The sequence below is a fragment of the Gillisella taibaishanensis genome, from assembly GCF_001938985.1.
Classification (GTDB): Bacteria; Pseudomonadota; Alphaproteobacteria; order Rhizobiales; family Rhizobiaceae; genus Allorhizobium; species Allorhizobium taibaishanense.
Genome location: NZ_MKIN01000022.1, coordinates 475556 through 493855, shown reverse-complemented (window position 1 = coordinate 493855; position 18300 = coordinate 475556). Strand labels below are relative to the sequence as shown.

Here is an 18300-nt window from a genome sequence, read left to right as displayed (position 1 = left end):
CGTTATTGCACACTCAGGCCTGCCAGCAGACCGCCATCGATCCGGTAATCGGCGCCGGTCATGAAGCCCGCCCGATCAGATGCTAGGAAGGAGACGAGTGCGGCGACTTCCTCCGGCTCACCGATCCGGCCGATGGGATGAGCCGCGCCGAAACGGCGGAAGACATCTTCGATATCGGCGCCATCGCCATCAAAGGTGCGGGCGGCGAGTTCCAGGATCGGGGTGCGCACCGAGCCGGGGCTGACGGAATTGACCCGGATGCGGTCGCCGGCATGGTCCAGCGCCATGGCCCGCGTCAAGGCATGAATGGCGCCCTTGGTCGCCACATAGGCGGCGACATTCTTCTGGCAGGCTTGGCCTTGTACGGAGGAGATATTGACGATCGCCCCGCCGCCGCGCGCCCGCATCATCGGAATGCCGGACCGGGCGGTGAGCTGGATCGAGCCGACATTGACCGCATAGGCTTTGAGAAACAGATCCGGATCGGTGTCGACAACGGTGCCATAGGGATGGATGGCGGCCGAATTGACGATCACATCGAGCCCGCCGAACCGGTCCTGCAAGGCTGCAAACGCAGCCTCGACTTGCGAAGGGATCGAGACGTCGCAGGAATGAACCTCCAATGTCAGCCCTTCGCCAGCCGCCAATGCACGCAATTCGTCATTTGCCGTAGCGTCGATGCCGAGGCAGAAGACGCTGGCGCCCGAGCGGGCGAGATCCAGCGCGCAGGCCCGCCCGATGCCTGAGGTGCCCGTGACCAGGGCAATGCGGCCCTCAAATTCTCCCATCTCAGTCTCCCGCGGTCATGCTGTCTGTTTCGATAAACCTCAGGCCGAAATCCAGATGGTGGCTGAGGAGGTAGCTGAAGGCGAGGCGATCTTTCGACCTGAGAGCCTCGATGATCTCCTGATGCGCATCGAACGTGGCCTGATGGATCGGCTGATTGCCTTTGCCGATCCGCATCAGGTCGAGAATGGCGCTGCGCTGCGATTGGTAGCTGGCATGTAGCACGCTGTTGCCGGCAAGCTTCACCAGCAGATCGTGAAAGGCGAAGTCGTTGGCGGCGGCCTCCGCGACAGTGACGCTCTCGCGCACCTTGCGATTGGCGGCATCGAGCAGGGCAAGATCCTCGTCGCTGGCGCGCATCAGCACGATTTCGCCGGCGCCCGTTTCCACCACCTTGCGAAATCCCTGCACCTCGCGGAACGAGGCGGGCGAGATGGCGTGGTGCAAGGTCATCATCCGGTCGACGGCATGGCTCTGGCGGTTGGTCAGCACGGCGCCGGTCTTGGGACGGATACTGATCACCCCATAGGCCCGCAGGCATTGCAGGGCTTCGCGCACCGTATTGCGGCTGGCGCCGAACAAAAGGCCAAGTTCCCGCTCGGTCGGCAGGGCATCGCCAAAGGCAAGATTTCGCTCGGCAATCATGTGCTGGATATTGCCGATCATCCGCTCCACGGCGGAAGAGCCAGCCGGTTTGGTCTGGGGCTTCATCTCGGCAATCGTCATATCCCCTCCCGGATCGATGCTGCAATTGTTGGACGCAATTGTGAAAATGTCCACTGAATATTTTTAACCGGTACCATATTGCCAAAAAAATCGCACTGTGGTCCAACAAATAGGAATTTCAGGCCAATGATAAGAACTTCAGGGAGGTCGTGATGCAGGAATGTTTTCGCTGGTATGGCAGTAATGATCCGGTGCCGCTCGAACATATCAGGCAGGCAGGCGCCACGGGCATCGTCACGGCGCTGCATCACATCTACGACGGTTCTGCCTGGCCGGAGGCCGAGATCCTCGAACACAAGGCCAAGATCGAGGCGGCTGGCCTTGTCTGGTCGGTGGTCGAAAGCATTCCGGTGCACAATTCGATCAAGATCGGCGCGCCCGAGCGCGAGCGCTATATCGCCAACTACCAGCAGACCATCCGGGCGCTGGCCAAGGCCGGCATCCGCACCGTCTGCTATAATTTCATGCCGGTGGTGGACTGGACGCGCACGGATCTGATGTACCCGATGCCCTCGACGGGTCTGGCGCTGCGCTTCGATGCCGTGGATTTCGCCGCCTATGACATCTTCGTGCTGAAGCGCGAGGGTGCCGCCGACGACTATGTCGAGAGCCGGATCACGGAGGCCGAAGCCCGCTTCCGCTCCATGGACGAAGCGAAGGCGCTGCGCATCGAGCGCAACCTGATCGCCGGCCTGCCGGCCACCGAGCGGGTCTACGACCGCCCGGCCTTTCGCGAGGCGCTGGCCGAATATCGCGGCATCGATGCCGCGACGATGCGCGACAATCTGTTCTATTTCCTGCGCCAGATCGTGCCTGTCGCTGTCGAATGCGGCGTCAACCTCTGCATTCACCCCGACGATCCGCCATTCTCGCTATTTGGCCTGCCGCGTATCGTCTCGACGGCGGATGACGCCCGCGCCATCCTTTCTGCTGTTGATAACAAGGAAAACGGCCTGACCTTCTGCACCGGCTCCTACGGTGCAAGGCCCGATAACGACCTGCCCGCCATGGTCGACGAATTCGCCAGCCGCATCCATTTCGCCCACCTGCGCAATGTCACGCTCGAAGGCGACGGCTCCTTCCACGAGGCAGACCATCTCGACGGCTCGACCGACATGGAAGCCGTGGTGATCGCGCTCACCCGGGAAGAAATCCGCCGCGAACAACAAGGCCGCCCCGACGCCACCATCCCCATGCGCCCAGACCACGGCCACCTGCTGGCCGACGACATCGGCAAGGCGAAGATCAATCCCGGCTATTCCCTGATCGGCCGCCTGAAGGGTCTCGCCGAACTGCGCGGCGCGATGCGCATGGCACGGCGGTTTTTGTGAGGGGGGCGAGGGCGGTCTCTCATGGAAGCGGGGCGAATGTTGCCGAAACAGAGCTGACGGATGGTCCACAGCTGCAAAGAGCATGATGCAAAGGATTTTGTGGGCTTGGCCCTCCTCATCCCCCTGCCGGGGACTTCTCCCCGTCGGGGAGAAGAGACCAAGGCTTTCACCGCACAGCCCAGCTCAATTGCCTGTTACACAGGGTTCTGCTGCTTTTTGCAGCGCTGAGAATGCACAAGGTCGCCTTTCCATCAATCAGCCGGTAAGCTGCATGAAACCCAACTTTTGACGCGTGGCTGATAAGCCGCGGGCTGCCTGCCAGCCATGTTAATGCGCAAGCTGACGCGCAAAGTGTACCGGGTGTGACGGCTGTAGCGAAGCCGCGTAAGCGGATGGCGCGACCTATCTCTAGGCCTGCTTTTACGGCGCCACCTTCACTGTCGAGGACAACAATTGCCTTGTCCGATGTCGTTGCCATTTTTCGAAACGTTACTTCATCGCCATCGGATAGTATTCCTTCAACAAAGATCAAGTCAGTTCCGTTGCTGCCGGGTTCACGCGAAAACTCAGCCGCGAATGAGGTAATTGGCGACGATAATGCTAGTAGGATGAAAATTAGACTGCGCATCGGCTCCTTGACTCCCGGAAAATGGTATTGATAGCAGGATACCTAATCTGGGCAAGCATATGCGCCGCCTAGCAACATCCGCAATGTCCGCATAGGGCCGATATTGCTGATTTAGTCGGAGGCGATGGCGGTTTGATCGGCGCTGGCGAGGTCAAGGCCGGGGATCAGTGCCAGAAAATCAGTAAGCCAATGCCGATGACAATAGGCACTGTTGTCTGACATATGCGTCTGGAATTCGTGGGAATATATGAGATCAACCGGGCACAGGCGGAAGCAATTGTTTCGGAAAGATATTCCGCTTCTCTTTTTAGAGGCGCATGCGTGTCAGATCGCCGTGCGATTCCTTTTTTGAAATGCCCCAAAGGCGGGATGGCCCTAGATCTGCCCTTCGCTTTCAAAGATTCTTCAAAGGATCCGCAATGCCCATCCAAATGGCTGATATCGCGCACTAATCAAGATAATTGAGCGAGCGCTCTTGCATTCCTGGCATACCGGAAGACCAAACGTAAAACATTCACGCGGCGATTATTTGCTCCGGCAAAATATCGACCTTAAAACATCGCACTAGGCCGCGCAGGGAGCCATCAGCAAATTTCATCCGCTCTGTCGCTGATATTGGCGTATCTTGGGGCGCCAAGTTCCATATGTGGGTATTATCTGATTTTGACGCCCAACAATTACTCTGAAAGCCGCTTCTCGATAACGGTACCATTTTCCGCTGATTTTGGATGAAATTTTAAATCATAAAAATCCAAGTTGGTATTTTCTAATAAAAAACCAATTTCATTCAACGAAAGTAACGGCTTAAGTGCTTCCATTTTGAAGCCAGAAAATTTCATACTTATGCTCTGCTTTCGAGGCAAACGGTGATGGCGAATAAGGGGCCGGGATGAACTCTCCGGTTTGGGGTGCCGGTGAGGAATAGCTCTCAAAGAGCGCTGACCATCTCTGTGACCGCTTGCGTCGCCTTTTTAGACGTTCGCACAAAGCTCATTCAAGCGTTCGCTTTTGGTCCAAATCGGACATTACTGCCAGCGTTCTATAGTTCATCTTACGACAACGCGCGCTCGAAAAATTCTTTTCAATCGAGACCGAGATCCATCATCTGCAATCTGCAGTTCGTTCATTTGGCCAATCGTCGCATCCGCTGACTTTAAAGTGTGTTATGAAGGTGTCACTGCCGATGGAGGGGATGACGGCAGGATTGGTGCGGGCGTCATCCAATCCCATAGGTCACCGACCAACCGCCAAGCGTTCGATAGCAGGGCAAAGATGAAATCTACTGCTGCCACAACTTCGGCGGGATATACTACCCACAGGAGTGCACCAATCAGCACACCATAGACTGCGACCACTGGGAAAACTGAAGCCCGATAGACCCATCGAGCCCGAGAAATTGGTTGGGTCACTAGTTCATCCCACTGCTTGTCAGACATGAAGGCGTAAAGACGCTGCCGCCATTGAACGCGAACTTGCTTGGCGAGAACATCAAATCTCCAATTTGAGACGATTGTCGTCAGTAAGCTCGCAAACAGCAGTGTCGCCGCGCCCAACGACGCAGTTATCACAGCAGACGAGTTCGTTGTGGCCGAACGCAACGCAAATGCCGCACCCGCGATTGCTGCATCTCGCCAGAGAGCGGCCAAAAGATCGCGCGTGGCTATATGCGATCGCGCAACCTCTTCCTGCAGGGCCTTCCGGAGATCGCCTAAGGATTTGATTGCTTCCTTGCTGTCATCCTGCAGGTGGAAGGCAAAGGCTTCTCGAGCGCTGGCCAACGCGTGGTCCAACACGCTAGCAAGAGCCATCGGCCACTTGGCCTTCTCCGGCCAATACAGCGCCAAGTGGTTGTTGAGAAGGTGGAACTTCGTCTCGGTGTCACGCCGTTGATCGTAGACCCAACGGACTGCATCGGTGACAACGTCAAAAAGCTGAGATTGAGGCTTGCTGAGATCGACATCGGCGAAGGTAGACTTGGCACCTTTCAGCACGACCTGTCTGCCTGCGTCCGAGGCTCGAATTTCGGTTGGTAGGCAAAAGATCAGGTTCTTGACGGCAGCTTCTTTCCAAGAAACGAAAATCTCCGAACTCTCGTCACCTGGAATCATAAGGTACCAAGGCCGGATGTCGATTGGCGATAACTGGTAGCTCTGGTCCCGAACCAATCTGCGTGGGCTGTCGAAGGTGTCGTCTAGATGTTTCTGGTCGACCGTGCCGCTCCATGGCGCATAAACGCACGACCTCGTGGCAAAGGGTGAAAAGTCTTCGGCGATCCATATTTTGCGAGTGGTAAGCATGAACTCTGAATCACAGAGGGCTGCCTCGAAACCTGTTCGAGTGATGAAATACGCCGCCTGCGCTTCAACGTTTTTTGTCAAACGAACGGCGACAGCTTCACCCTCTATGCTCGAAACGTCCCCGTTGACGAGGTCAATCGGCCCGCTGATTTCCCCGAACATGGACAGCGTTCCCAATTTGGCCTGGGCCAATGCCGAGGCCAATTCAGAAATCTGAATAAAATCCGTAGCGGCGATGTTCGAGATCTGATCGACCCGGCAGACTAGCGTCGTCTCGGCAAAGACCGCACCTTCCGATGCGGCTAATCGCTGAAACACGACACCGAGTTCGATCATCTCCTCGAGCGTCATAGATTCGTCAATCGACTTGTGGTGATAGTGATTACGGTGCTGCCCGCTGCCGTCGTCGCAGTTTTCATGGTATCCGAGGCCTGCTCCGGCACGTCAATCTTTACACCTTCAGCAGTCCTATACTTCTGTGGACGCTGCTTTTTAACAGCACCTTTGTCGAACCTGAAGACCTCACCTTCCATGCCTTTTTTAACCAACCCTTTGTCAAAGCTGGCTCGCACTGCAGCGCTGCCATGTGCGCCGAAAAATTCGGCGAAGAACTCGGCAGCATCGAAGTTTTCGCGGTTCTGGACCGTGTCGTAGTACCGATCACGCACACGCTGGGTGATGTCGTTTGGCAGGTCGTTCTGATGCTTTTTGACCACCTCAACGACCAGCGCCTCGACGGCCTGGGTCATTTGCTTATCATCTAAAAGGCGCTTGCATGCGAGAAATCCGCGGAAAAAATCGGTGATCTCGTGGCGAACTGTTTTGTCAACGACCACGATGTGGTCGTCGTCATCACCTTCGCCATCGACAATCTCGATCAAGGCTGATTTCTGTAGCGCGTCGGCTGACTTAGTAAACGAATTCGCGATTGCTTTCAGAATTGCCTTGGCATCTTCGGTAATGTCGTAGGTGACTGCCTCTTCGTGGTCATATTTCAGCACAGACAACAGCTTGCGCTGTCCGGTGACCAACCTCATTAGGATCATCACACCTGGCTTGATCCGTTTGTCCCTCCCAGCGTGGAAGGTTTGCGCCAGCGTTTTTGACACCGGCACGAACTGGCTTTCGTCATCGAGAACTTGCTTGAGCAATGTTCTGGTTATCGAACCATCTGCGAAGGTAAAATGATTGCCTTGCAACGTCTCCATCGCCCTTTCGAGGAAGAAGTCCTCAAAATCGCCAATAGGTGTCTCATCAAGAAGGATCGGTTCATCATTATGATGATGAACGACGTGAAAGATAAACTTGTCGATAGAAAGGTTTTCTATCTCTTCCTCTGATAACTGCATTACATCCCCCAACCAAATCACTTGAAGATCAAACTACAGATTCTGATCGAGAATGCAATTCGTTCACACTTTGTTCTATCATGGTCGACGGGTAATGGAAAGACCTCGGCCTAATGAAGATGGCAGCTTTTTGGTTGAGGCTTAACTGCGCAAACGTCTAGAATGAAAGCTCTAAAATAAATGAGATTCACGTATTAAATGGCTTCTAATTCCACCTCAAATTCGATTATAAATTATTATGCTTATGTAAATATAAATCGCATTTTTTGAGATTTTCAAAATTTAAGAGCCTCTGTGTAATACGTTTTTATTGCTCGTCAATGAGATGATGATATACCAACATTGCGGCAAGACCTTCCACTGTCGGGCACGTTACATTCATAGGAAGCGCCGAGGGTAACATTGCCCAAGCTTTTGCATAATCGCCTGCGGCTGTTGTGCGCAACACTCGCCAATAGAAAAGGAGCCAAGCGGGAATGACATTTGTCGCCGGGTATTGGTTGCGTGTTCGTTCGGCGAGAGTGGGCATGTGACAGTCCTTAAGACGAATTGTTCGATAGACCGAAATTGTCGAAAGTCGTCGCGGCTGTGAATGACAAAACGTCGATACGAAATCGACATAAAAAGGCACTCAGGTTTGCCAGAGTGCCTTGTAATTTAATTGATTGGGGCTGTTAGCCTGCCGTTGATTGCTGCGTAGTTGCCCCATGAATTGGCCGCTTGAGGCGATATACGGCTTTATCAATTGCGTGGCGCGATAGGCCAAGCACTTGAGCAATGTCTGCGGTTGAGTATCCACTTTCTATACTGTCGAAAATGAAGTTATCGCGTAACATCGTGGTCGGCGCGGATGGCTTTTCGTTCAGCAGTTCACGGCGAATAATGGCCTCTATCCATGGAAGCAGACTTCCAGCTTCCATCTCGCTTGTTTTGTCTTCCATCTTGTTGAACACTTTATCGACATAGCTTTGCGCAAGGCCGATGATAGTTTTTTGAATGGCTTCGGGCCATTCTTCATGTGTGGCGTAGACCGGTTCTCCGGTTTCAATCCGGATGACTTTGATTAGGTTAAGAATGTGATTGTAGAGTTTGAATTGAACGTTAACGTTGCTTTGCCTCGGTTTTTCTGTTGCCGTTATTGCTCTTTCAGTTGGTTTCGATAGGTCAGACTTTACGGCTTTATAAATTTCATCGAGATCGGATATCTGCCGTCGAAATAGTCCTGCAACACCGGATGCTTCGCTTTCCAGGCCGCTGGCTGAGAGTAGGCTCGAAAGCATAATGGTTAGGGCGTGAAGCTCTTGTATTGTTTCAAGGAAGGCTGTGAGGTCTGTCTTGAACGAGTGCTGACCTTCGGACATAGATCTGCTATTGCTGGCTACAGCTTCGGGCATGGGGTGAACTCCTTTGCCTGCGGTTAGGCCGCGTCGGGTGTTGGTAGCACCTTGCGCGGCTGTTGACTTTATGACATCATGAATCTATTCGGTCAATAGATAATGGCATAAAGTCAAAATGGCAAAAACAGGACGGCCCCAGGTTGATACTGAAGCGGTAACCGTGCGGCTACCGCGCCAGATGATTGAGGCTATAGACACCTTTCGAAAGACGGAAGCTGACCTTCCTACGAGGCCGGAGGGTATTAGGCGTTTATTGGAAGGTGTTCTATCGCAAAAAGGGCTGCTGAAATGAGCGATAAGCCCGTAAGCAATTACGTGTCTGGATGCTTATTGCCACTGCGTGCCAGAACTGAGGCTGCTGTCGTTTCAACGTGTTTCGGTGCTTAAGGGCGGGGCTGCGTTGGTCGAAACTATTTCTATTCCTATCGATAAAATCCATGTTCCGGAAGATCGCATCCGACCGGTTGACGAGGCAGCGGCGCACGCGCTTGCGCGACTTATAGAACGCGAGGGGCAGTTGAACCCAATCGCGGTCTATAAAAGTCATGCAAAAGGTGAAGGTCGGCAATACACGCTAATTTACGGCGGCAGGCGTCTGCGGGCCATGGAAATCCTCGGTTTTAAGGAAATCAACGCTGTCTTGCGCCTAAAGGCCGAAGCGCTTATGCTCGAAATTAGCGACAATTTAAGCGTCGCTAATCTCCCTCAATTGGAGAAGGGAGAGCATGTTGTCCGTTATGTGGAGTGGTGGATTGAATGTAATGGCTCCCCTGGCTGGGGAGGTGATAGACGTTCAAGATTTCAAAGTGAAACTCTCCATGAAAAGAGCGAATATCTTAAAAAATCCGGTTTTTACAAAGACTTAAGTGGTAATTTCAGTATATCTAAGACGGTCGGATGGCGTCTGTTCCAGATCGGTAGCCTTGAGCGGTCACTTCGAGACGCACTTCGTGGGACACGCTATGCTGACGACCAGGGGCGGCTTCTAAAGCTCAGGAAAATGAGCTTGCCGCAGCAAGCGGGCATTGCCGAGGCATTGAAAATTCAGCCAGATTTAGACCGCGTGTTGCGGATCGCTGATCCGACGTCAGGGCGTCAAAGCGTTGGGCGTATGGAAACAGGCGACTGGCGAGAGAAGCAATTCACTGATGCATGGGCAGGAATGCCCAGAGATCGTCGCGCGGCAGCACTTGGTAAGATTGGTGCGATTATGAAGCCGATTGACCCGTGGCCTGCCAGCTTTCCATCGCCGCTTCCTATTCCTGTTCCCGGTAACACTTCGCCCTTATGGCGGATGATGCAAAACCCTTATGCCACTCTTTCCGCCAAGCTTACATATGATCAGCTCGAAGAAATGAAGGCTGAGATTGAAAGTGAGGCGGACGAGTTAGCTTATGGAGCGCAAAGCCTTTCCGACAAGATCAACGCGGAAGAGGCGGCGCGCCGTGAGACGTTTGAGAAGCAACGCGCGAAGGCTAAAGCCGCAAAATCCAGAAAGGCAAAGCGAGGCCGCCCACCTGATCCGCCTCGCGTGAAACTTTTCAAGAAATTGACAAAACAAGGTGTAAGCGCTGGTTTGGCCAAACGGCTGGTATATACACTTGAGGTTCAAAGTGACTTCTGGATCACGAAGGAAGCTCACAAGTTGAGCGGAAATCAGCAAGAAGAGATCTCGGATTTAATTGATTCGGGCTGTGATTTGGAAGACGCGGCGTACCGCGTTATGAAAATCCTCCAGAAGCCGGAAGAGGCTGGACGCTATAGTGCGATAGACGTGCTGTGGGACTTCGACCAGAGATCGATTTTGAAGCCGTTTTGAAGGCCTTGGGCGCGATTGGACGAGTTGAGTGGAGGGTTTTCTTTCAGCGTCGCAAAAATCGCGTCAGCGGCTTTCTATTGCAACAGTTATTTCATCGAGCGCTTATAGAGTTTGTGTGGTCATTGAGGTGCGTTGCTGTCCGGCCCACTAGTTGGGTTCCGTTAAAAGGGGATGCATTAGGAACGCTAGATAGTGGTCCGCCATTGGTTGGCCATCAAAGGGGGGACGCCACATTCCCCGTAGCAGTGTCGCCGTTGCCAGGACGGGATCACCAAACCGGACCGGCGATTTCCCGGCTGTCATTGATGGCCAAACGTATCTTCGGCTATATCGTCTGAAATATACAGTAACCTGCACTTTTCCCGTTTATCAATAAAGCCTTGTGGCTGTCTGCAAATCCTTGCGGCGAGTATCCTGCACTCAGTTCATTGCAGGAAAATTCAATCTCATGAAGCTGACTTGGACAGATACTGCGGGTAAGGAAGTCTCGGCAAACGTCGACGCTCACTTGGTGCCGATCATCAAAGTCCTCGGATTTGGTAAAGGGTCCGAATTCCTGATGTTGTTCGGCGGAACATATATACGCTTGAGCGAAAAGGCCATTCAGAGCCGCAATAGGATCGCAGTTCTCTACGGTAAGGACAAAGCACGTGATTTGGGCGAAAGCCTTCTCAATGCTGGCTATCCGCAAAGCTATCGGGTTCCCACTGCGAAGAAGTTTCTGGCTCGGTATCTTCGATCCAAGGGATTGAAAAATCCCGATATCGCGACGCGGCTCTCGTCTACAGATGTTGCCGTAAGAGGGTGGCTGAAGTCAGATCAAGAGCGCCGTAAGTCATCCATACGCAATAAATGCAGGGCGTTAAGTGCTCATATTGATGAAGCCGTAGCTTTGGGCCTCGTTGTGCGTGTGAACTTGACAAGCGGCGAGGGCCATCATGGCTGACATTCTGTCAAGCGCAGCCTCAACGCTAGTCTCAGAGAAAATCAATTCTGATGACAGGCAATGGATACACATATTGCCGCTGGGTACGGTCTCAGGTCGCGATGGACGAGGTCCCTACACGGTAGTTGATCCAGACAGCGTCATGGCTGAGACCCGCCGCTATCACGGCAAAACCCAGATGCTGGTGGATTTTGAGCATCAGTCTGTAAATGCCGCGCACAGCGGCAAACCTGCTCCGGCTGCTGGCTGGATAGCCTCGTTGCAAGCGCGCTCAGATGGCATCTGGGCGCATGTAAAGTGGACACCTGAAGCGGCGAAAATGATCCGCCAAAGGGCTTACCGTTATCTGTCGCCAGTTTTTCACCATGACGCCAAAGGGATGGTGAAGCGCATTCTAAACGTCGCCCTCACCAACACTCCCAACCTAGATTTGACCGCCGTGGCGCGATCGGAGGTATTTTCCATGAATGAAGTGCAACTCACCGAACTTCGAACGTTACTCGGCTTGGCTTCTGATGCTGATTTCGGCGCTATTCGAGAGGCAATTTCGGCTTTGATGGCGGCATCAAACAGCGCTCACCCTGACCCCACGAAATTTGTTTCTATTGGCGACTTTGAACGGGTTGTCGCTGAAGGCAATAAACTTCGCCAAGGCATCAGCCAGCAGGCTGCGGAAACTCATGTGTCGGGACTTATCAGGTCTGGATCCCTTGCACCGTTTCTCCGGGAGTGGGCGCTCAACCTATGCTCCGTCAACAAGCCACAACTTGACAGTTTCGTTGAGCGCACCGGACCGTTCTTCACGCAGGTGATGAGCTCGCAAGTTCAAGGCGCCTATTACTCTAAAGCCACCACTAAGCTGAGCGAAGATCAGCTAGCGATTTGCCGCATCATGGGGCTGTCCGAAGCCGAATTCATCAGCGCCCAAATCGGCGAATAGCAAAGGATCCGCATATGCTTATTAACCGCGCGAATATTGAGAACGCTTTCACTGGCTTCAAAGTGTCCTTTGATAAGGGTTTTGGTAGCGCACAGTCGACGTACGAAAAGGTTGCGATGATTGTGCCATCGAGTGCGTCCAGCGAAATCTATCGCTGGCTAGGCCAAATTCCGAAGATGCGGGAATGGCTCGGCGATCGGATACTCAATAATCTCGAAGCTCACAGCTTTTCTATCGAGAACCGCAAATTTGAGAACACAATACGGGTCAGGCGCGAAGATTTTGAAGATGACCAGTATGGCATTCTAAGCCCGCTCTTTCAGGAACTGGGGCAGGCCGCTGCCGAGCATCCAAATGAACTTGTTTATGACCTTCTGAAATCTGGCTTCACTACCAAATGCTATGATGGCCAGTATTTCTTCGACCCTGATCATGCCACACTTGATGAGAATGGAAATGTAATTTCCGTTGCTAACACGGATGGCGGGAGCGGCGAGCCCTGGTTTTTGCTCGACGGAAGCCGAGCGATCAAACCAATCATATTTCAGGACCGCATTAAGCCGCGGTTGACCCGGTTAGACCAGGAAAACGATGAGAACGTCTTTTTCCGTGATGAATATATTTATGGCGTTCGCGCGCGCTCGAATGCAGGGTTTGGTCTTTGGCAACTGGCATGGGGATCGAAGCGACCTCTCGATAACAGCAGGTACGCTGCTGCACGCGCCTCAATGATGAGCTTGCGTGGCGATAATGGCCGTCTGCTAGGTGTAAAGCCAACAGTGCTGGTCGTCGGTCCGTCGTTGGAAGAGGCCGCAAGGGAATTGATTATGTCTCAGACGCGGGCGAATGGCGCAAGTAATCCGTGGCATGACTCTTTGGACCTGCTTGTTACGCCCTGGCTTGGCTGATCATTTCTTCTCCTAACTTGAGGCTGACGGTAACATGCCAGACGGCGCAATATTCCTGCGTCGTCTGATTGTTTTGTGCTACCGCAGAAATAATGAGCGTACCTTAATGTTAACCCCAACCAAACCCGCGCCGCTCGATTTGGTGGAAAATTGCGCAAAGGTACGGAAAATAAAAGATGCCTCTGACGCCGAATCGAATGCGCTTTTGTGTCCCCTGCGGAAATTTGGTTTTTCCGGATCTGCGTGTCAAAATTCCGGAAGTCCGTGGCGAGCTACAGCGGAATATTACGAGAACAAAGGTTAGCCATGTTGCCGCTAAACCCCTTTGAAATATAGGAAAAGTGGTGGGCCCGGAGGGACTCGAACCCCCAACCAAGCGGTTATGAGCCGCCGGCTCTAACCATTGAGCTACAGGCCCGGCAGGCTGTGCGCCGGCGGAGGGGTTGGCAATGGTTCCAATCGTCCCTGGACACGCTCTAGCCGAAAAGTACCATGGGGACAAGTGTTTGCCGCAATGGTTTCGCAAGAGGTGTATTGCGGCGCGCGGTTGCGTGGAGCGGTCTTTGTGGTGAGGCCGTTGGATTGGGCATTTGGAGGATATCATGAGTGGTTTGAGGCGGTTCACGTTTGCTGTGGCGTCGGTGGTTTGGGTGGCGCCGTTTGTGGCTTTGCCACTGATGGCGACGCCTGCAATGGCCCAGGAGGCCGTGCGGCCGGAGGCTGCGGTGAATGTGTCGGGGGAGGGTGAGGTGTCGCTGGCGCCTGATATGGCGATGATGCAGCTCGGCGTCGTCAGCGAGGCGAAGGATGCGGCGGCGGCGTTGAAGGCCAATAACCAGGCGATGGCCAAAGTGTTGCAGGCGCTGAAGGACAAGGGACTTGCGGATCGCGATCTGCAGACCTCCGGCTTTCAGATCACCCCACGCTATCGGCAGGTGCCGGAGAACAAGGCCAGTAGCCAGCCGCCTGTCATCGAAGGCTATTCGGTCAGCAACGGTCTGACGATTCGGGTGCGCGATCTTAGCAAACTGGGTGGTGTGATCGACGCTTCCGTGGCGCTCGGCGTCAACCAGGGCGGCGAGATCCACTTTACAAACGAAAAGCCGGATGCAGCGCTTGCCGAGGCGCGCAAGGCCGCGATGGCTGATGCGGTCGACAAGGCGAAGACCCTGGCGCAGGCGGCGGGCGTCAAGCTTGGGCGGATCATTTCCATCAATGAAAACACGGTGCGGCCCTTCGAGCCGGCCATGATGATGAAAACGGCCATGGCCCGTGACGTGGCACCGGCGCCGATGCCGGTTGCCGCAGGCGAAAATGCCTATCGCGTTACCGTCAATGTCAGCTTTGCTCTCGAGCAGTAGGCTGTCTTGAGGCTTTGCGGGTTGCGAGATCGGGTGTCGTTGACACGGCTATAACGTCGTCGGCTGACCGGTGTTGAGGCAAAGACCCATAAGAGGCGACGCGTTCGGTGCGGTAGAATCGATGGTTGGGTCGGAATATGCGGCCCTCTCCAGATGACCGATGAAGATCTCAAATCTGAGTCGATTCAAGAGGTTCTGCTGATGGGTTAATGCCTTGCAGCGTCCTGCGTCTGATGATGCGCGAGGCCTACAGCGCGGTAATAAGGAAATATGCAGAGGCCGTCCTGTTGAACGTAAAATGCCCCGGCCAAATGACCGGGGCATTATCATGACGACTGCGGCATCCACAAAGATACCGGATCAGTAGATCAGAACTTCACGCCGAGGCCGACGTTGACGACGTTCTGCTTGGTGTCGAAGTCGATGCCGCTGAACGACTTGCTGCCGTAATCGTTGTAACGATATTCAACGCGGGTGAAGATGCGGTTGGTGATTGCGTAATCGACGCCTGCGCCGATCGTCCAGCCGTTGAAGGTTTCCTTTACTTCGGCACCTGGCGCCTTGATGTAACCACGGCTTGCGGTCCAGCCGCCGGCAACGAACAGCAGGGCGCGGTCGATCGCGTAGCCGGCGCGGGCGCGGGCAGAGCCGGAAACATCAGTGCCGACCTTGACGCCGGAATAGCTGTTTTCGTTCCAATCGTAATTCACGTCGCCTTCGACGCCGAGAATGACGTTATGGCCAACGTCGAAATTCCAGCCGCCGAAGCCGCCGATGCGGCCGCCGTCGAAATTGTCGCTCAGAGACGCGCCGCCCTGCGACAGGGTAGCATCCAGCCAGCCGTAGCCGCCCAGCACGCCGACATAGCCGCCAGCCCAGGAAAATGCAGCCGGGGTTTCGACGGCTGCGGGGGCGGTCGGAACCTGATCAATCGCGTCTGCGGCCATGGTGGCGCCGGCAGTGGCAAGCAGGGCAACGGTTGCTAAAAGAATAAATTTCATGATCTTTGTCTCCACTTACGTTCTAATACGTGTGGCACATAACGCTAACCGCGCCGCGTGTATGTCACTTTTCTGCAACTATTTATGCAATTCATAACTGCATTTCAGTCGCCTTTAGCGCTTCACTCGCGCTCAGCGTGCGTGTTTCGGCGCTTTTGGCCTCCGGCATACGGGCATTGCAGACTGACGTCGCCTGTGCATTTTTACGTCAGGGTTAATGTTTCCTGTGCTTAGAGGTGTGGATAACCGAACTGTGCCTGGTAGGGCAGAATGGGGCCGTTTGTGGTGACCGTTCCGTCTTTAAGCGCGGGGTCACCGTGCCATCTTGCGCGCGCCGGCAACGCAGAAGACGACGCCGAGCGTGGTGGCGAGCAGTGCCGGGCTGACCGCTTCATGCAGCAGGGCGGCGGCGAGCCCGAGGCCGAAGAAGGGCTGTAGCAGTTGCAATTGGCCGACGGCAGCGGTGCCGCCTTGGGCGAGGCCGCGATACCAGAAGATGAAACCGATCAGCATGCTGAACAGTGAGACATAGGCAAGGCCAGCCCAGGCTCCTGGCGTAACAACGGCAAGCGCCGGTGGCATGGTGATGACGGCGGCGATGAGGCTGAGCGGCAGAGCGAGCGTCAGGGCCCAGCAGATCACCTGCCAGCCACCCAACCGGCGCGAGAGGCTGGCCCCTTCGGCATAGCCGAGGCCACACATCAGTACCGCCGAGATCATCAGGAGATCGGCGGCAGACGCGCTGCCTGCACCCTGACTGAGCGCAAACCCGATCACCAGAAGGCTGCCCAGACCGGAAAATAGCCAGAAGACCGGTCGCGGCCGCTCGCCGCCGCGCAAGACGGCGAACATAGCGGTCGAGAGCGGTAGCAGCGCGATGAACACAAGCGAATGCGCAGACGTCATGTGCTGCAGGGCCAGCGCCGTCAAAAGCGGAAAGCCGATCACGACGCAAAGCGACACGATGGCCAGCGCGGCTAGATCCCGCTTGGTTGGTCTGACTTGCCGGAAGACGAGCAGCAGGCCACAGCCGAGCGCACCGGCAATGCTGGCCCGGGCAACCGTCAGAAAAAGAGGGTCGAAACTGGCGACGGCCGCGCGGGTAGCCGGCAGAGAACCGCTGAAGATCAGCATGCCCAGAAATCCGTTGATCAGTCCGCTCGTCGTTTTGTTGATGCTGTTGGTCATGGTGATGCTCTCATTTCTCTCCTGCTTCCGACGTCCCATCTTTCTTGCGCCGCACGGATGGTTTTGCCAGAGATGATGCAGTACAATTTCCAAGAACTGTTATGGTTGAAGGTGCAGTACGGACGAGGATGTTTGGCGATGGATACGAATGTGCAGCGTAGCGGCCGGATCGAAACGGTCATGCAGGCCATACGCAGCCGCATTGCCTCGCGCAGCCTGGTGGCGGGCGCGCGGCTGCCATCGGTGCGCGCCTTTGCACGCGCGATGCAGGTGTCGGTGTCCACGGTGGTCGAAGCCTATGAGCGGCTGGCGGCGGAAGGGCTGATCCGCTCGCGCCCGGGCTCGGGTTTTTTCGTGGCGGCGCCGCTTGCGCCTTTCTCCCTGGTCGATATCGGGCCGCGGCTGGAGCGCGACATCGATCCGCTCTGGGTCTCCCGGCAATCTTTGGAAAGCGGGGCCGACGTGCTCAAGCCCGGCTGCGGCTGGTTGCCACCCGAGTGGTTGCCGCAGGCGGCATTGCGCCGCGCGCTGCGCTCGCTTGGCCGGGCCGATGACGCCGTGCTGACGGATTACAGTTCGCCGCTGGGCTTGCCCGGCCTTCGGCAGCTGCTGGCCCGGCGGTTGGCGGATCACGGCTTAAGCGTTGGGCCTGATGCGATCATGCTGACGGAATCCGGCACTCATGCCATCGATCTGATCTGCCGGTTCTTTCTGGAGCCGGGCGATTGCGTGCTGGTCGATGATCCCTGTTATTTCAATTTTCATGCACTGCTGCGGGCGCATCGCGCCAAGATCGTCAGCGTGCCCTACCTGGCTGACGGGCCGGACCTTGCTGCCTTTGCCGCCATTCTCGAAACACATCGGCCGAGGCTCTACATCACCAATTCAGGGGTTCACAATCCGACCGGCGCCAGCCTTTCGGCGGTCAATGCGCATCGGGTGCTGACGCTTGCTGACCGCGCTGGGCTGACCATTGTTGAAGACGACATCTTTGCCGATTTCGAGGACGTGGCATCGGCCCGGTTGTCGGCTTTTGACGGTTTGAACCGGGTTGTACAGATCGGCAGTTTTTCAAAAACCCTGTCGGCCTCGATGCGCTGCGGCTATGTCGCCGCCCGACCGGACTGGATCGAAGGCTTGAGCGACCTGAAGATCGCCACCAGCTTTGGCGGCGGGCAATTGGCGGCCGCAATGGTGCTGGCTGTGCTGACCGATGGCGGCTATCGCAAATATCTGGAGGGATTGAAGACACGGCTTGCCAGCGCGCGGCAGAAGGCCGCGAAGGATCTTGCCGGTCTCGGGCTGGTGCCCTGGCTGCTGCCGAAGGCGGGGCTGTTTCTATGGTGTGAAATGCCCGAAGGCGTCGATAGCGCCGATCTCGCCCGCCAGTGCCTGACCGACGGCGTCATTCTCGCGCCTGGCAATGTCTTCAGCCTCTCGCAAAATGCCGGACGCTTCATGCGCTTCAACGTGGCGCAGATGGATGATCCCAAGGTTTGTGCCTCGCTGAAGGCCAGGTTGCCTCGCAAGGGGTGAGGGGGATTTAGTCGGATCCTGCTTGTTCAGATCGCTGTCAGCAAGCAGGGGCATAACGGGGCAACACCAACGTTATCAGGAGTTTCC

Annotated in this window: 15 protein-coding genes and 1 tRNA gene; 7 read left to right on the top strand and 9 right to left on the bottom strand. The window is 55.3% G+C overall.

Translation table 11 applies throughout. The features are described from left to right. Nucleotides 1-2: 2 nt before the first annotated feature. A complete protein-coding gene (locus BJF91_RS13450) occupies nucleotides 3-788 on the bottom strand; it encodes an SDR family NAD(P)-dependent oxidoreductase (protein ID WP_075615001.1) in 786 nt (261 codons plus the stop codon). Between the two features lies 1 nt (nucleotide 789). After that, nucleotides 790-1512: a FadR/GntR family transcriptional regulator gene (locus tag BJF91_RS13445; protein WP_083943300.1), complete on the bottom strand. Its 723-nt coding sequence runs from the start codon at nucleotides 1510-1512 to the stop codon at nucleotides 790-792. A gap of 152 nt (nucleotides 1513-1664) precedes the next feature. Here BJF91_RS13445 and uxuA point away from each other — a divergent pair, with 152 nt between their 5' ends. Then, the gene (gene uxuA, locus BJF91_RS13440; RefSeq protein ID WP_075615000.1) at nucleotides 1665-2843 is read left to right on the top strand and encodes a mannonate dehydratase; all 1179 of its coding nucleotides are present in this window, start codon (nucleotides 1665-1667) and stop codon (nucleotides 2841-2843) included. Between the two features lie 166 nt (nucleotides 2844-3009). Here uxuA and BJF91_RS24785 read toward each other — a convergent pair whose 3' ends face one another. The 4 genes from BJF91_RS24785 to BJF91_RS13425 form a co-directional block, all read right to left on the bottom strand. Next, the gene (locus tag BJF91_RS24785; RefSeq protein WP_139310693.1) at nucleotides 3010-3471 is read right to left on the bottom strand and encodes a hypothetical protein; all 462 of its coding nucleotides are present in this window, start codon (nucleotides 3469-3471) and stop codon (nucleotides 3010-3012) included. 1163 nt (nucleotides 3472-4634) lie between these two features. Beyond that, nucleotides 4635-6119, bottom strand: coding sequence for a hypothetical protein (locus BJF91_RS13435; RefSeq protein WP_075614999.1), 1485 nt, complete (start codon nucleotides 6117-6119; stop codon nucleotides 4635-4637). Next, nucleotides 6116-7117 carry a nucleoid-associated protein gene (locus tag BJF91_RS13430; RefSeq protein WP_139310692.1) on the bottom strand — a complete coding sequence of 334 codons (1002 nt, stop codon included), beginning with the start codon at nucleotides 7115-7117 and terminating at the stop codon, nucleotides 6116-6118. The genes BJF91_RS13435 and BJF91_RS13430 overlap by 4 nt, the downstream gene beginning before the upstream one ends. Before the next feature lie 674 nt (nucleotides 7118-7791). Then, nucleotides 7792-8511 carry a hypothetical protein gene (locus BJF91_RS13425; protein ID WP_075614997.1) on the bottom strand — a complete coding sequence of 240 codons (720 nt, stop codon included), beginning with the start codon at nucleotides 8509-8511 and terminating at the stop codon, nucleotides 7792-7794. 343 nt (nucleotides 8512-8854) lie between these two features. Here BJF91_RS13425 and BJF91_RS13420 point away from each other — a divergent pair, with 343 nt between their 5' ends. The 4 genes from BJF91_RS13420 to BJF91_RS13405 all read left to right on the top strand — a co-directional run bounded on the left by BJF91_RS13420 (nucleotide 8855) and on the right by BJF91_RS13405 (nucleotide 13127). Beyond that, on the top strand, nucleotides 8855-10333 hold the full coding sequence (locus BJF91_RS13420; RefSeq protein WP_162843868.1) for a ParB/RepB/Spo0J family partition protein: 1479 nt from the start codon (nucleotides 8855-8857) through the stop codon (nucleotides 10331-10333). Between the two features lie 448 nt (nucleotides 10334-10781). Beyond that, entirely contained in the window at nucleotides 10782-11279 is a 498-nt protein-coding gene (locus BJF91_RS13415; protein WP_075614995.1) for a hypothetical protein, read from the top strand. After that, nucleotides 11272-12219 (top strand): phage protease, encoded by a 948-nt coding sequence (locus BJF91_RS13410; RefSeq protein WP_075614994.1) that lies wholly within the window; start codon nucleotides 11272-11274, stop codon nucleotides 12217-12219. The genes BJF91_RS13415 and BJF91_RS13410 overlap by 8 nt, the downstream gene beginning before the upstream one ends. Nucleotides 12220-12233: 14 nt before the next feature. After that, nucleotides 12234-13127, top strand: a complete 894-nt coding sequence (locus BJF91_RS13405; RefSeq protein WP_075614993.1) for a Mu-like prophage major head subunit gpT family protein — start codon at nucleotides 12234-12236, stop codon at nucleotides 13125-13127. A gap of 342 nt (nucleotides 13128-13469) precedes the next feature. Here BJF91_RS13405 and BJF91_RS13400 read toward each other — a convergent pair. Further along, nucleotides 13470-13545, bottom strand: a tRNA-Ile gene (locus BJF91_RS13400). 184 nt (nucleotides 13546-13729) lie between these two features. Here BJF91_RS13400 and BJF91_RS13395 point away from each other — a divergent pair. After that, complete coding sequence (locus BJF91_RS13395) at nucleotides 13730-14488, top strand: SIMPL domain-containing protein (RefSeq protein WP_075614992.1); 759 nt, start codon at nucleotides 13730-13732, stop codon at nucleotides 14486-14488. A 368-nt stretch (nucleotides 14489-14856) separates the two neighbouring features. Here BJF91_RS13395 and BJF91_RS13390 read toward each other — a convergent pair whose 3' ends face one another. Both BJF91_RS13390 and BJF91_RS13385 read right to left on the bottom strand, forming a co-directional pair. Further along, a complete protein-coding gene (locus BJF91_RS13390; RefSeq protein WP_075614991.1) occupies nucleotides 14857-15489 on the bottom strand; it encodes an outer membrane protein in 633 nt (210 codons plus the stop codon). Nucleotides 15490-15801: 312 nt separating this feature from the next. Further along, nucleotides 15802-16665: a DMT family transporter gene (locus BJF91_RS13385; protein WP_075615630.1), complete on the bottom strand. Its 864-nt coding sequence runs from the start codon at nucleotides 16663-16665 to the stop codon at nucleotides 15802-15804. Nucleotides 16666-16815: 150 nt separating this feature from the next. Here BJF91_RS13385 and BJF91_RS13380 point away from each other — a divergent pair, with 150 nt between their 5' ends. Next, nucleotides 16816-18213 (top strand): aminotransferase-like domain-containing protein, encoded by a 1398-nt coding sequence (locus tag BJF91_RS13380; RefSeq protein ID WP_075614990.1) that lies wholly within the window; start codon nucleotides 16816-16818, stop codon nucleotides 18211-18213. The last annotated feature ends 87 nt before the right edge of the window (nucleotides 18214-18300 follow it).